Here is a 15,206-nt window from a genome sequence, read left to right on the forward strand (position 1 = left end):
CATATGAGAATCCTATCGCTGAAAGAATAAATGGTATTCTTAAAACCGAATTTCAGTTAAGCCGGATATTCAAATCACGGCCAGAAGCGCTATTAGCTGTTAAGAGTGCTGTAGAGGCTTATAACAACGTTAGGCCGCATATGAGTTGCAGTAACCTGACACCGGCATACGCCCATCAGAGTACAGAACCGCTTATGAAGCACTGGAAGAATAGAAGAAAGAAAGCACCGTCGCCCGCACAGTAAATCAATAATTACTTTAAAAACAATTATTAACTTAGTACAACAAATAATACTTTAACCCTCCAAAAACTGTAAACCAAAATCCGGACAAGACCAACTGTAAACCAAAATCCGGACAAGACCATCTGTAAACTTATTTTAGGACGATACATATCGGAAAGCACAAGTCAGCAATCGCACATCTCTCCGCTCAAGACTTGCGCTAATATAAGGGATAACTGATTGAATAAATCCCATAAAAAAAGCGATGAACACTGCCCATCGCTTTTCTTTTGAATATAAAATTGCTTAAGCTTTTTTATCAGCTGGCTTTGCAGCCGGAGCTTTCTTTTTATTTTCGGTATAAGCAGCACCGCCTAAGGCAAGCACCAATAGGATTGAACCTGCTAATGAAATATTCTCGCCGGTGTAATATGATGCCGGGTGGAAAATAAATTCAATTTTGTGGTTACCGATTGGGATCTGAGCTGCACGTAATAGATAATCGGCACGGAAATAAGGTTTTTCAACACCGTCGATATACATTTTCCAGCCTTTGTTATAGTATACTTCAGAGAACACCGCAATTTGTGAGGCGGTAGAACCGCTTGTGTAAACCATATGGTCGGGCGAGTAGCTGGTAAGCTCAATTTTGCCTTCGCCGGCACCTGCACCCAAGGTTTTCTCATCTATTACACTCTTATATTGTTTATCAACAATAGCTTCATCTTTTGGTGTAAAGCTGCTGATGGCTACCATTTCCTGGTCGGCATTATCAGCATATTTAATGCTTTTAACAAACCATGCGTGGCCACAGGCGGTTTGGTTTACCTGCATGCCTACGTTTTGTGTTTTTGGATCGGAGTTAATGATGTACTTCACGTTCATCATATCCAAAACATCCTGGTTAATGCTTTTGCTTAATTGATTGTCGAATAGTTCTTGCCAGCGTTTTAACCTTGCGGCAGAATAGCCACCTAATGATTTGTAGAAAAATGGTGTAAAGCCATCGCCCGGAAGATATTGCGTAGCATCAAACACACGAAAGTCCGGGTCTTTGTCTTTCATTATAAACTGATCCACTTCACGCGGCTGAGGTGCTTCATTATCTTGTTTTGGCGCAAAACTATCGGCATTTAAATACCTTTTATCAACGGCCCATAGGTCAACTAAAATGAGCGCCAGGAAACCTATTGACAGAATACCGGGTTTAATCTTGTTTTTAAGGAATGCCCAGGCAAGACCGAAAGCGATAGCTATAAAGATAAGCGAACGAATAGCATCTGCTTGTGCTATCGATTCCCTATCCGAAATTAAAGCGCGTGTAATGGATGAACTATCAATTTTAAATTGCTGAGCTATTTGCGAGATAATGCCGGCAGTTTGTTCACGAATACTGAACGATAAAAGTAATGATGGAATTACTGCAACAATAAGTGTAATACCTCCCGTAATGTAAAAGGCGATCTTGAGTTTTTTAAACACAGTTTGCTTATCTTCATTTACAATAGCCTCATTAACTGCCAATACAGCAAGGATAGGAAAACAAAATCCAGCCACGGCCAAAATTGATTCAACGGCACGAAACTTATTATAAAGAGGGAAGTAATTAAAGAATAAATCAGAAAGATAAGGCCAGTTTCTACCGAAAGACAGTAACATGGTTAAAACAACCGCACCTAACAACCACCACTTAATGCGGTTTTTAACAATCATTAAACCCCATACAAACAGCAGGCAAATTACTGCGCCGAAATAAAATGGCCCTTCCGTAAATTGTTTATCTCCCCAGTAAAGTGGTAAATATCTGGCTGAAATTCCAATTATTTGATTGGGATCAACGCCGCTGCCGCTTAATGCCTTAATTACATGTGAATCGGGATCAATTGATCCCTGGCTGCTACCACCGTAAGCATTTGGGATTAAGAATGTAAGGCATTCTCCTACACCCTGGCTCCATTCGTAAGCATAATCACGAGGCAAGCCGTTATTTGGTTCTGAGGCTTGCCTGGTAAGGTTTGATTTACCACGGATACTTTCGCTACCGTAATCGGCAGTGCTCCACAATATAGATGCGTTTACTGCCACCGCCAAAGCAAGGGCCGCTGCTATATACCCAACAGATTTGATGAAATCGTTTAAAGTTTTATTTTTAATAGCGTGGTAAAGCTCGATCCCCAGCATGACCAATAGGGCCAGCATCAGATAATAAGTCATTTGTACGTGGTTGGCCCTGATTTCCATAGCCAAAAACAACGCAGTAACCGAAAAGCCTAACAGATGCTTACCGCGTAGCGTGAGAATAATACCCGCAAGTATTGGCCCAAAAAAAGCTATAGCAAATGCCTGATTTGAGTGCCCTGCCACCAAAAGAATGATATTATATGATGAAAAGGTGAATGCCACTGCTCCCGCTGCCGAAAGCCAGGGATTTACCTTTAATACAATGAATAAAAAGTATGTGCCCAATAAAAACAACAATACTGTACCTATAGGTGCTGGAAAGGTGCGATTAATCCCATCTACGATATGACTGGTCAAATTGGCCTTGTAAGGTGCCCATATCTGGTAAGTTGGCATACCGCCGTAGATCTGGTTCGTCCAGAGTATGGTGGTGTCTTTAGCTTTGTACTCGTTAATTTCTTTTTGGGTTGATTGCGCCCTTGTAACGTCATTTTGCCCTAAAGTTTTACCCTGAAATGCCGGGGTTAAATAGATAAAGCAGATCACTAAGAAAATTGCAGCTATGGCAAAATGAATGCCGTTACGCTTAAACCAGTTATTCATTTAAGTTTTTTGAAATGGATATTATATTCCTCAAAAATAGAAATTACAGTGAGAATAGGAATTATAAGTTTTGTTAAGGAATAACTTAACAGGTTTGCGCGCGGCTGCGCAGCAGGAAAAACATGGCAATCAGTACAATAATAGATATCACATAAGCAATAACCTGCGCCTTGCCGTAATCTTCGCGGTATTTGCGGATGTTGAAAAAGTTGTAAACGCCCAGCCCCCCCATGATCACCCAGTAAAAAGTGCTGATTTTAGTGCAATTGGCAAAAATTTGAGTGGCAACAATAAATACTATCACATTAGTGATAATAAGCGTAATTGACTCGGGCGTGTTGTTATGATTTTGGCGCCTTCTAAATACAGGGTTGGTGTCCATGATTTATTGGTTAGGTTTATTTTACTTCTTCGTAATCAACAAATTCACCTTCACTGTCGGGCACGCTGCCTTTTTTAGGCTGCGGGATATGGTCGATCCTGATTTTTCCATCAGGTTTTGGGCCTTCATTGTAGTTACGTTGTTGCTGTTGATATTGCTGCTGGGCTTTATTCACGACACTTTCAAAAAGGAACGGCAGCAGGTAACGTGCCAGGCTGCGGATAATGTATAATACACAGATAGATATGATCAGGAAACGAATAAGAATCATACTGTTAATTTTGAGCTTACAAATATAAGGTATATAACGGTAAAAATGTTTTATTATGATTTGAGGATAGCTGACGCTGTTTTAATTTGAAGATAAAGCAATTTGAAGGTTTGAAAATGTGGGGACTGTCGTTTTCAAATCTTCAAATCAATAAATTTTCAAATTAAAACTTCTCCTCCATCATTTTTTCCAAAGCAAACATTTCGTCGCGTAGTTTGGCAGCCAGCAGGAAATCCATGTTTTTGGCGGCGGCAAGCATATCTTTTTTGGTGTTGTCGATTGATTTTTTCAGGTCGGCTTTGGTCATATACTGAACTATCGGATCGGCGGCAAGGGTTAGGGTATCAGTTTCTACATAAGCCTGCTGTACACCGCCCTTAAAGTCGACCACTGATGTTTGCTCCATAATTTCCTCGCGCGTTTTGCCAACCGTTAACGGTGTAATGCCATGTAGCGTGTTGTACGCAATCTGAATTTCGCGGCGGCGATTGGTTTCGTCCATCGTGATCTGCATCGAATCGGTTATGGTATCGGCATACATAATAACCCGGCCGCGATCGTTTCGGGCAGCGCGGCCAATAGTCTGGATCAGTGAACGTTCTGACCGCAGGAAACCTTCTTTATCCGCATCTAAAATGGCTACTAAGGATACTTCAGGTAAATCCAATCCCTCACGCAGTAGGTTGATGCCTATCAATACGTCAAATTCGCCAAGGCGCAGGCCACGTAAAATTTCCACGCGCTGCAGTGTTTTTACTTCTGAGTGGATGTACCGGCATTTAATGCCCAGCCTGTCCATGTATTTGGCCAGTTCCTCGGCCATGCGTTTGGTGAGGGTGGTTACCAGTATGCGGTCGCCTTTTTTAATGGTCTTATCTACTTCGTCAAGCAGGTCATCCACCTGGTTTATTACCGGGCGAACGTCAATCACCGGATCAAGCAAACCGGTAGGGCGGATTACCTGTTCTACCACCACACCACCTGATTTTTCAAGTTCAAAATCGCCGGGAGTAGCGCTTACATAAACGGTTTGCGGGGCAAGGTTTTCAAACTCCTGGAAATTAAGCGGACGGTTATCCAAAGCTGCCGGCAATCGGAAGCCATAGTCAACCAGCGAGATCTTGCGCGAACGGTCACCTCCATACATCGCCCTGATCTGCGGAACAGTTACGTGACTTTCGTCAATCACCATCAGGTAATCTTCCGGGAAATAATCGAGCAAGCAGAACGGCCTTGCACCAGGCTTGCGCCCGTCAAAAAAGCGGGAGTAGTTCTCGATGCCCGAACAGTAACCCAACTCGCGGATCATTTCCAGGTCGTAATTAACCCTTTCTTCCAGCCGTTTGGCTTCCAGGAAACGGCCGTCATCAATAAACTGTTTTTTGCGGGTTTCCAGCTCTTCCTGTATCGCCCAGATGGACTGCAGGAAACGCTCTCGGGGGGCAACATACAGGTTGGCCGGATAAACCACCATGTGTGTCATTTTTTCGATGGTTTTACCTGTGCCAATATCAAAGGCGCTTAACTCTTCAATATCATCACCAAAAAAGGAGATGCGATAAGCATAATCCAGGTAAGCCGGAAAAATATCCACTGTATCACCCTTAACCCTGAATGTCCCTCGTTTAAAATCGGCAGTGGTGCGGGCGTATAAAATTTCGACCAGGCGATGTAAAAAAGCATTCCTGCTGATGCGCGTACCTACGGCAAATTTGAAAACCGAATCGGCGAAGTCATCGGGGTTACCCATACCGTAAATGCAGGATATAGACGATACTACGATCACATCGCGCCTGCCCGACATTAAAGCCGAAGTAGTACGTAAACGAAGCTTTTCTATCTCCTCGTTTATTTGCAAATCCTTTTCAATGTAGGTGTTGGTGGTAGGGATGAAAGCCTCCGGCTGATAATAGTCATAGTAAGACACAAAGTAGTTCACCGCGTTTTCGGGGAAAAACTGCTTAAACTCGCCATAAAGCTGTGCCGCTAATGTTTTGTTGTGGCTCAGGATCAGCGTAGGTTTTTGTGTTTGTGCTATAATATTGGCAACTGTAAAGGTTTTGCCCGATCCGGTAACCCCCAAAAGGGTTTGATAGGGGTCGCCGTTATTGATACCTTCAACCAACTGCCTTATAGCTTCAGGCTGGTCGCCGGTTGGTTTATATTGAGATGTTAATTGAAAATCCATGTTGTTATGTAAAAATACAAATAATCCAGAAACAGGGTTTGCAAATCAAAATAAGTACATGGTAATGACAACCGTATGTCAACATTGTTGGATTTGGGGTGATAAATTACATCTCGGCCTTTAAACGTAACGCCCTATCCAAAAAACTCTGCTGCTTTATTTTCTCTTCGGCTTCAATAATAGCCTTCATCAGGTTGTTTTGGGTATCGGCAATTTCCGCGGCGGCCGCTTTCATGATTTCCCAAACAGGTTTCATGCGCACAATAAGTTCCTGGCCTTTTGTTGTTAACATGATAAGACGCTTCCTTTCATCGGCCTTATCCTTTTTTGATCGGATCAATTTCTCTTTTTCCAATTCCTTTAACAGGCTGATGGTGGAAGGGTGGGTGTAGCCAATTTCAGCGGCGATTTCCACTACGCTTAAAAGCGGCTTAAAATGTAAAGTGTAAATAACAGGGAACCATTTGGGTTCAAAATCAATATTACTGGCTTTGTATACAAGTACACCGTCTTTGCGCAGCTGCTCGGCCAGGCGCTGCAGCCTTGTTGAAATTGCTAAAATTCCCGATTCGTCAATAACATTCATTATACCGCTGTTAATTGTTCAAATGTAACTCATAAAAAATAGTATCCGCAGCCATAAGCGGGAATGATTCAGGTAAATCCTGTTTGGCAAGGCGTGTAAATCCATTTTTTTCATAAAAGCGATGGGCCGCTTTCAGCATCTCAACAGTGCCTAAATAAATGTGGGCAATGTTGTTTTGTTTACAATAATCAATGAGATTATTGAGCAGTAACTGCGCGATGCCCAGCTCCTTTCCCCGGTATTCTTTAAGCACAAACATTTTGCGTATGGCCGCCGCATTGTTATCAAAAGCAATAAGGGCAATGGTGCCAACAAGTTGTTCGTTGTATATCGCTCCCCAAAAATCTCCGCCGGTTTGGTGGTAATTGGTTTCAATATCAAGCAGGTCGGGCTGGGCTTCAAGCGTGATAGGCACATTAAATTCAATTTGCTGAATTGGTAAAATGATATCAATGATCTGCTGGCAATAAGTATTGTTGAGTGAGCTGATAACAGGTGTAGTATCCATAACTTTAATATTTATGTACAAATCTACGTAGTTAACTACATATATTCAAAATTTATTATCCTTCCCATGGTGCGGTATGACATTTAATAAACAAATAGTGATACTATTGCTCAAAAACGCTTAAATTTAAGCATGATTTTTATCCTCAATAAAACCAATACCATTGCCAACCAGTTCCTTGCCGAATTACGGGATGCCGTTATTCAGCAGGATAAGGCACGTTTCAGGCAGAACCAGGAAAGGTTAGGAGCCATACTGGCTTATGAGTTGAGCAAATCATTACATTACGAAACCAAAGAAATTCAAACCCCCTTGGGTACAGCCAGTGTTAATATACCGGCCGATGAACCGGTGTTGGGTATTATATTGCGCGCCGGTCTGCCTTTTCATCAGGGTTTTATGCAGTTTTTCGACCGATCATCCTCTGCATTTATTACCGCCTACCGCAAAGTGAAGCGCAACGGCAGCTTTTTGATCCAGGTGGATCATATCTCAACCCCTAACCTTGATGATAAGATCTTTATTTTGTGCGATACCATGCTGGCTACCGGGCAAAGTATTGTATCGGTTTGTAAGGAGTTGATGGCGCAGTATAAAATAAAGGAACTGCACATTGCCGCGGTAATTGCCAGCACCGAAGGCGTGGCGCATGTTAAAGCCAATCTCCCAAAAGCCAAGCTGTGGCTCTGCGCTGTTGATGACGAGATGACCAGCAAATCATATATCGTACCGGGCCTGGGCGATGCGGGCGACCTGGCATTTGGGGATAAAGCGTGATTTGATTTGGGATTTCGGATGTCCGATTTCGGATTTAGTAATTAAGATTTTTTAATTTTGAATTTTCGATTTTTAAATCAAGGAATAAAAAAATTCCGAAATCGAACATCCGAAATCCGAAATAAAAATGAAATCCGATATAAAGTATAAACACATCTTCTTTGATCTCGACCATACCATCTGGGATTTCGATAAAAATGCCGAAGAGGCCCTGCATGAGTTATATGTTATTCACCAGCTTGGCGAAATAGGCCTGCAATCTGCCGAATTGTTCATCGAAACTTATACCCGTAACAATCACCGCCTTTGGGCACAGTATCATATTGGTGAGATCACTAAAGATGAACTGCGGGAGGCCCGTTTCAAATCAACCTTTACTGATCTTGGTTTGCATCCCGACCTGATGCCGCTTGATTTTGAGGATGCTTACGTAAAGCTTTGCCCTACTAAAACCAACCTGTTTCCGCATGCGCACGAAACATTGCAATATCTGCAATCAAAATATACCCTGCACCTGATCTCGAACGGGTTTAAAGATTCAACGCGGATAAAAATCGCGGGGACCGATCTTGCAAAATATTTTCAACATATCATCATCTCCGAAGATGTAGGTGTGAACAAACCCGATAAGGCCATATTTCAGCATGCACTTGACCTGGCCGGGGCATCAAAAGAAGAAAGTGTGATGATTGGCGACAGCATCGAAGCTGATATCCGAGGGGCGCTTGGTTTTGGGATGGATGCCATATATTTTAATCCTTTTAATGCGGAAAAGCCTCAGGATGTGCCGGTGCAGATTGCTCATTTAAAAGAGTTAACTTTACTTTTATGAGTATCGCCAAAGAACGTAAAGCTATTGATGCGGCCCTTGATGAATACCGCAAACAACTGGATGTTATCCCCGATGAGTTGTTTGATGTTACCCCGGAGGATGGCGGCTGGTCTTTTGCCGAGGTTTACAGCCATATTATGCAGGCTACGCTGGGCTCATCAATCGCGCTTGAACGTTGTACCCACGGCAATTGCGAGCCAACTAAAAAAGGCATTAATTGGGAGGGCCGGATCTTGCTGTTGTTAGGTAAATTTCCGCCGGTTAAAACAACAGTCCCCAATGCGGTAAGCGATAAAATGGCTGCCAATAAGATCAGTAAGGAAGATGCCAAAAACCTGATCATCAAATGCCGCAAGCGGGTTGAAACGACCATGCCCCTTATTGCCGAATCATCGCCGGCTAACAGATACAAGCACCCGCGTATGGGAATGCTTAATGCCAGGCAATGGTTTAAGTTTATCCGCATTCATTTACAGCACCACTTGAAACAACTTAACAGGATCAAAAATAAATTTAATACAGCAAAGTAACCTTTTATATTTAATGTAGTCTTAACAGTAGGATAATGTTAAATTTCAGACATTTGTAAAAATCTTTGTAATGAATTTTGAGTATGCTTATTTGGTAGTTATAGGGTTGCTGATCCTGGTCGGCTGCTTCTATGCAAGTCCATATGAATTGACTGTTAACGAAGATGAGGACGACGAGTAATCGTTGCTTTATTAATGAAAATGTTGTTTTCCGGCATATCTTGCCGGCCTGTAAAATAGCCCCTTAATTTAATGGCAAAACGCGAAGTTGATATTGTGGTAATATCTGATGTGCACCTTGGTACTTACGGCTGTCACGCAAAAGAATTGCTTAAATATTTAAAAAGCATCAAGCCCAAAATCCTTATCCTTAACGGCGATATTATTGATATTTGGCAATTTAGTAAATCATACTGGCCCGAGGCACACATGAAAGTAGTGCGCCGCATCCTGAAGTTTGTTACCGATGGCATCCCGGTTTATTATTTAACCGGCAACCATGACGAAATGCTGCGCAAGTTTACCGATTTTAACATGGGCACTTTTCAGCTGCTTGATAAGCTCGTGTTAAATATCGATGGCAAAAAAGCCTGGATCTTTCATGGCGATGTGTTTGACGTTACCATGCAACACTCCAAATGGCTGGCCAAATTGGGGGCCGTTGGCTATGACACCCTTATTTTGATCAATAGTTTTGTAAACTGGTTCCTTACCGCTATTGGCAGGCAAAAAATGAGCTTTTCGCAAAAGGTGAAAGCCAGTTTTAAAGAAGCGGTAAAATTCATTAACCAATTTGAGCAAACCGCGGCCGACCTGGCTGTCGATAAACAATACGGCTACGTGATCTGCGGTCATATTCACCATGCCGAAATCAGGGAAATTACGTCTACACAAAATACAGGCTCGGTACTTTACCTCAACTCGGGCGATTGGGTAGAAAGTTTAAGCGCTCTTGAATATCACAATGGCAAATGGGAGGTGTTTAAATACAAGCCGGATGATTTCAATACAGATGCTGATGAAGATGATAAAACCGATTCGGAAGATCTGAACGCTATGCTCGATGTTAAAAACTTGTTGGAGCGCTTTAAACACGAACACGATTAAATTACTTACCGAAAACATTTTTCTTTACTAAATTAAGCCCCTGAATATTGGTGCAGACAAATCAGCGTGTCCGCTGTATCTGCGCGGTACGATCATCATCCTTTTGAAAAGAATTTATTTTAATGAAGATACTGTTTGGTATACAGGGAACAGGTAACGGGCATATAAGCCGGGCAAGGGAAATTGTGCCCCTGTTGCAACAATACGGCGAGGTTGACTTGCTGGTGAGCGGCACCGAAGCCGAAGTATCATTATCACAACCCCTGAAATATCGCTTTCATGGTGTAAGCTTTGTATTTGGTACCAACGGCGGCGTGGATAACTGGGCCACCTGGAAAATCATGAACCTGCGCCAGTTTCAGCGCGATCTGCGGAGCCTTCCCCTGAAACAATATGACCTCATCATCAATGATTTTGAACCTGTAAGTGCCTGGGCTTGTAAATTACGGGGTGTACCGTCGGTATCTTTAAGTCACCAGTGTTCGTTTGTATCACCAAAAACACCGCGCCCCGAAAAAAAAGATCCTTTTGCGCAATGGCTTTTAAAAAACTATTCGCCTACTACCTATCATGTAGGCTTCCATTTTGAGCGCTATGATACTTTTATCAATACGCCGGTAATCCGCAGTGAGATCAGGCAGATGGAAACCTCCAACCTGGGCCATTATACAGTTTACCTGCCGGCCTATGATGACAAAACACTGCTGAAATATTTAAGTGCCGAAAGAGAGGTTAAATGGCAGGTGTTTTCAAAACGGCAAAAGCAGGCCTACAAATCGGGAAACGTGGAGATCTTCCCCGTAAATAATGAAGCTTTTAACAAAAGCCTGGCAAGCTGTACAGGTTTGCTTACCGGGGGCGGTTTTGAAGGCCCCGCCGAGGCCTTGTTTTTACAGAAAAAGGTGATGATGATACCCATGAAAGGGCAATACGAACAGCAGTGTAACGCGCTTTCGGCCTCCAGGTTGGGAGTTCCGGTGGTGAGCGAAATAAATGATAAGTTTAACGGCCATTTAAACCACTGGATCAACGACAGTAAAAAGATCGTAGTTGATTTTCCGGATGAAACCGCCGCTATTGTTGATAAACTGGTAAAGCAGTATACAAGGTAGTAAAGCATTGCAACTTAAGCGGTTTTTCTGCTAATTTTGCAACCGCAAACACGGCCGCGCATATGATCAATCTTTTCAGGAACTATAATCCCCTTAATATTATATGGCTGGCTATTTTGCTGTTCGTGCTCCGGATAGGTTTCATGGTGCAGGTTCCCGAAAAGGTTGAGTTTATTTTTGTAGAACCCTTTGCACGGCTGCTGGTACCCGTAAAATATGAATACGCGTTTTCGCCGCTGCTTAATGTGATACTGGCCGGCGGGCTTGTATTTATCCAGGCTTTATTGCTTAATTCGTTAATTAATCATCATAATTTATTAGGCAAGCCAACCTTTTTGCCGGCACTGATGTATATCACGCTTTCGGGCTTGTTTACACCCTTTTTAACTTTAAGTGCCCCGCTTTTATGTAATTTCTTACTCATCTGGATGTTGTTTAAATTATTCAACCTGTATAAGGGGGAGGATGTTAAGTCAACAACTTATGATCTGGGTTTGATCGTGGCGGTGGGTTCGCTTGTTTATTTCCCGTTTATTTATTTGTTCCTGGTTATATGGATAGCGCTTATGATATTCAGGCCGTTTAACTGGCGCGAATGGGTTATTTCGATATTAGGGTATGTAACCGTGTTCTTTTTCCTTGCGGTTATTTATTTTATGAATGATATGCTGCCCCGGTTTAGCCATATCTGGTCACCCTTAGGCAAAAAATTTCCCGATCATATCAGTATTAACTCCTATAACTACCTGCTGTTGGTGCCGGTTATTGTAATATTAGTGCTTTGTTTTTTTAAGCTGCAGCAAAATTTCTTTAAAAGTTATGTGCAGATCCGTAAAACATTCCAGCTTTTGTTTTTTATTTTTCTGATCACAGCACTATCATTTTATCTCAATTCGGAATTTCGCCTGAGCCATTTTTTGCTTTGTGCAGTGCCGGTAACGGTGTTTTTTGCCTATTATTTTTTGTATGCAACCAAGCGCTGGTTTTATGAAATACTGTATTTGTTGTTGTTTATCAGCATCATTTACTTTCAGTTTAACAAATTTTAACTTTTACATTCGTCCTTATTTCGGCGGTTATGTTAGTTTTGTAGCCTGAAACTATATAATAAGCTATTTAGGTTCAACCTCAATTTAAAAAATAATTCTGATGAAGTTTGGAGTAGTTATATTTCCCGGTTCTAATTGTGATGAGGATATCATATATGTATTAGAGAAAGTGATGGGTCAACAAGTGGTAAGGTTATGGCATAAAGATCATGACCTGCAGGGTGTTGACTTTGTTGTTTTGCCCGGTGGTTTTTCATTTGGCGATTACCTGCGTTCGGGCGCTATTTCCCGTTTTTCGCCAATTATGCAGGAGGTTATCCAGTTTGCTGCCAAAGGTGGTTATGTAATGGGTATTTGCAATGGCTTCCAGATATTGACCGAGGCCGGTTTGTTGCCAGGTGCGCTATTGCACAACATCAATCGCAAATTTATTTGCCGCAATATTTACTTAAAACCGCAAACAACTCAATCATTACTTACCGCTCAGCTTGATCCGCAGCAACCCTTGAGGATCCCGATTGCACATGGTGAAGGCAACTATTTTGCTGATGCAGATGTGATCAAAGCCCTTAACGATAACGACCAGGTAATGTTCAGGTACTGCGATGAGGCCGGCAATATCACTGCTGATGCAAATCCTAACGGATCGTTGGAAAATATTGCAGGTGTTACAAACTTAGGCAGGAATGTATTTGGCTTAATGCCGCACCCGGAACGTGCTGCCGACGGCTTATTAGCCAATGAAGATGGTTTAGCTATTTTTGAATCAATATTATCAATAGTTAGGGCCTGATGACCAGCCTGGTTATCGATATTGGTAATACACTCATCAAAATCGCGGTTTTTAAACTGGATGAAATACTTGAGGTTAGCCAATATGAAACCATTGATGTGCCGGTACTGGATGCTTTGCTTAACAAATACCATCCTGTTAAGGCAATCATATCGTCGGTAAAAAAAAATACAGAAGCATGGCAGGCCGGACTGGGGCAAAAAATTCCGCTGACACATTTTAATACGTTAATGACAAGCGGAATAAATAACCATTATTTAACCCCTGAAACCCTTGGGCCCGACAGGCTGGCAGCTGTTATTGGTGCATATCATATATTCCCGGGGCAAAATAGCCTGGTAATAACCGGGGGCACGGCCATTACTTATGATGGTATCGACGCCGCAGGAAATTATTTTGGCGGCAGCATATCGCCGGGCTTAAATATGCGTTATAAGGCTTTGAACAATTATACGGCAGGTTTGCCGCTTATTGAACCCGATGCCGGTTTTGATACGCCATACGGAAACAATACAACCACGGCCATCCGTTCGGGAGTACAAAACGGAATAAAATATGAGCTTACCGGTTTTATTGAAAGTTATAAAACCGGCGACGGGCAACTGAACATTATACTAAGCGGGGGCGACAGCATTTTTTTTGATACTCTATTGAAAAATAGCATCTTTGCCCGCTACATAAAAATTGAACCATATTTGGTTTTAAAAGGATTAAACGCAGCTATACAAAAGCATAATGATTAAATATACCCGGTTTTTTATAACACTTTTATTGGCTGTTGCCGCTTTTTCAGCACATGCGCAATCAACGGCAACTTCAAGCTCTCCATATTCACGTTACGGTATTGGTGATATTGATCCTCAACTGATGGGCCAAAACATAGGTATGGGCGGTATAGCTGTAGCTACAAACAGGATAAGCCTTTTTAACAATATCAACGTAATAAATCCGGCTTCATACGGTGCCATTAATCTTACAACCATTGATGTTGGCTTATATGCAAACTTTTTAAATCTGTCGCAAACCGGTTCGGCAAGCCAAAAAAACAGTAATTTCAGGCTTAACCACATCGCGTTCGCCATCCCTACTTCAAAACGTTCGGCATTGAGTTTTGGTTTATTGCCATACAGCGAGCGCGGCTATAATTTTAAAAAAACGGTGAATAAATTAGGAACCTCGGGTTCACCTGCCGATACCAACGTAACAAATTACAGTTACAGCGGCGACGGTAGTTTATCAAAAGCATATTTGGGATATGGTTTTGGCATCGGTAAGCATTTGTTATTAGGTGCAAACGTATCGTACATATTTGGTAATATTAAAGATATCGCTACTACCGAAATCCCTGGCCTGGCAGGTGCCATCAACTCAAAAATTGAATCGAGCAATGCCATTGGGGGTATCAACTATGATTACGGCTTGCAGTATTCATTTGATTTTTCTGAAACCAAGCACCTTGTATTTGGCTATTCAGCATCGGCAGGTACAAAGCTGCATACGCAAAGCAGCTTTATTGTTAGCCAGTATTTTAATGATGCAAACGGAAACCAGGACATAGCTGCCGATAGCGTGGTTAGCACAACCGGCCCTAAATCAAAACTAAAATTACCACAGATCAACAGGTTCGGGATCTCTTTCCAAAGCGATGGTAAATTTTTGGTTGGTGCAGATTACTCTATGGGCAAATGGTCCGACTTATCCATTGCCGGCGTAAACCAGGGTTTACAGGATAGTAAAACTTTCAATATTGGTGGTTCGTATACCCCAAACATATCAACCATCAGAAATTACCTTGCCACTGTTGATTACCGCATAGGTGCTATATATGATCAAACCTATATGCACATTAACGGTACTACTATTAAACGTTATGCCGGTACTGTAGGTGTTGGCTTGCCTTTACGCTCAAATAACGGCAGCTACTATAAAATTAATATCGCGGCAGAAATAGGTCAGCGCGGTTCGTTGGTTAACGGTTTGGTTAAAGAAAACTACGTTAATATTCACCTTGGCTTTACGCTTAACGATAAGTGGTTTACTAAGTATAAATTCGACTAATTCGC

At 42.1% G+C, this 15,206-nt stretch carries 16 protein-coding genes; 10 read left to right on the top strand and 6 right to left on the bottom strand.

The features are described from left to right. The coding region (locus BLP33_RS26660; RefSeq protein WP_139159956.1) for an integrase core domain-containing protein at positions 1-245 on the top strand (245 nt) is incomplete at its 5' end. 285 nt (positions 246-530) lie between these two features. Here BLP33_RS26660 and BLP33_RS26665 read toward each other — a convergent pair. From BLP33_RS26665 to BLP33_RS26690, 6 genes are all read right to left on the bottom strand, one after another. Beyond that, positions 531-3,008: a glycosyltransferase family protein gene (locus tag BLP33_RS26665; protein ID WP_090534930.1), complete on the bottom strand. Its 2,478-nt coding sequence runs from the start codon at positions 3,006-3,008 to the stop codon at positions 531-533. Positions 3,009-3,093: 85 nt separating this feature from the next. Further along, the gene (locus BLP33_RS26670; protein WP_090534932.1) at positions 3,094-3,390 is read right to left on the bottom strand and encodes a hypothetical protein; all 297 of its coding nucleotides are present in this window, start codon (positions 3,388-3,390) and stop codon (positions 3,094-3,096) included. A gap of 16 nt (positions 3,391-3,406) precedes the next feature. Beyond that, on the bottom strand, positions 3,407-3,661 hold the full coding sequence (locus BLP33_RS26675) for a DUF4834 family protein (protein ID WP_090534933.1): 255 nt from the start codon (positions 3,659-3,661) through the stop codon (positions 3,407-3,409). A gap of 163 nt (positions 3,662-3,824) precedes the next feature. Beyond that, a complete protein-coding gene (gene uvrB / locus BLP33_RS26680) occupies positions 3,825-5,849 on the bottom strand; it encodes an excinuclease ABC subunit UvrB (protein ID WP_090534935.1) in 2,025 nt (674 codons plus the stop codon). Positions 5,850-5,955: 106 nt separating this feature from the next. Further along, complete coding sequence (locus BLP33_RS26685) at positions 5,956-6,435, bottom strand: MarR family winged helix-turn-helix transcriptional regulator (protein ID WP_090534936.1); 480 nt, start codon at positions 6,433-6,435, stop codon at positions 5,956-5,958. Between the two features lie 10 nt (positions 6,436-6,445). Continuing rightward, the gene (locus BLP33_RS26690; RefSeq protein WP_090534938.1) at positions 6,446-6,943 is read right to left on the bottom strand and encodes a GNAT family N-acetyltransferase; all 498 of its coding nucleotides are present in this window, start codon (positions 6,941-6,943) and stop codon (positions 6,446-6,448) included. Positions 6,944-7,075: 132 nt separating this feature from the next. Here BLP33_RS26690 and upp point away from each other — a divergent pair, with 132 nt between their 5' ends. The 9 genes from upp to BLP33_RS26735 all read left to right on the top strand — a co-directional run bounded on the left by upp (position 7,076) and on the right by BLP33_RS26735 (position 15,201). Further along, positions 7,076-7,720 (top strand): uracil phosphoribosyltransferase, encoded by a 645-nt coding sequence (gene upp, locus BLP33_RS26695; RefSeq protein ID WP_090534939.1) that lies wholly within the window; start codon positions 7,076-7,078, stop codon positions 7,718-7,720. A 127-nt stretch (positions 7,721-7,847) separates the two neighbouring features. Beyond that, a complete protein-coding gene (locus tag BLP33_RS26700) occupies positions 7,848-8,552 on the top strand; it encodes a YjjG family noncanonical pyrimidine nucleotidase (protein ID WP_090534941.1) in 705 nt (234 codons plus the stop codon). After that, positions 8,549-9,082 (top strand): DinB family protein, encoded by a 534-nt coding sequence (locus BLP33_RS26705; RefSeq protein ID WP_090534942.1) that lies wholly within the window; start codon positions 8,549-8,551, stop codon positions 9,080-9,082. The genes BLP33_RS26700 and BLP33_RS26705 overlap by 4 nt, the downstream gene beginning before the upstream one ends. Positions 9,083-9,334: 252 nt before the next feature. After that, positions 9,335-10,189, top strand: coding sequence for a UDP-2,3-diacylglucosamine diphosphatase (locus tag BLP33_RS26710; protein WP_090534944.1), 855 nt, complete (start codon positions 9,335-9,337; stop codon positions 10,187-10,189). A 122-nt stretch (positions 10,190-10,311) separates the two neighbouring features. Further along, positions 10,312-11,301, top strand: coding sequence for a glycosyltransferase family protein (locus BLP33_RS26715; protein WP_090534945.1), 990 nt, complete (start codon positions 10,312-10,314; stop codon positions 11,299-11,301). A 62-nt stretch (positions 11,302-11,363) separates the two neighbouring features. Further along, positions 11,364-12,350 (top strand): DUF6427 family protein, encoded by a 987-nt coding sequence (locus BLP33_RS26720; protein WP_090534947.1) that lies wholly within the window; start codon positions 11,364-11,366, stop codon positions 12,348-12,350. A gap of 100 nt (positions 12,351-12,450) precedes the next feature. Further along, positions 12,451-13,143 (top strand): phosphoribosylformylglycinamidine synthase subunit PurQ, encoded by a 693-nt coding sequence (purQ, locus tag BLP33_RS26725; protein WP_090534948.1) that lies wholly within the window; start codon positions 12,451-12,453, stop codon positions 13,141-13,143. Continuing rightward, positions 13,143-13,886, top strand: coding sequence for a type III pantothenate kinase (locus BLP33_RS26730; RefSeq protein ID WP_090534950.1), 744 nt, complete (start codon positions 13,143-13,145; stop codon positions 13,884-13,886). The genes purQ and BLP33_RS26730 overlap by 1 nt, the downstream gene beginning before the upstream one ends. Continuing rightward, a complete protein-coding gene (locus BLP33_RS26735; RefSeq protein ID WP_090534951.1) occupies positions 13,879-15,201 on the top strand; it encodes a hypothetical protein in 1,323 nt (440 codons plus the stop codon). Before BLP33_RS26730 ends, BLP33_RS26735 begins: the two co-directional genes overlap by 8 nt. Positions 15,202-15,206: the final 5 nt, after the last annotated feature.

The organism is Mucilaginibacter sp. NFR10 (assembly GCF_900100445.1).
GTDB lineage: Bacteria > Bacteroidota > Bacteroidia > Sphingobacteriales > Sphingobacteriaceae > Mucilaginibacter > Mucilaginibacter rubeus.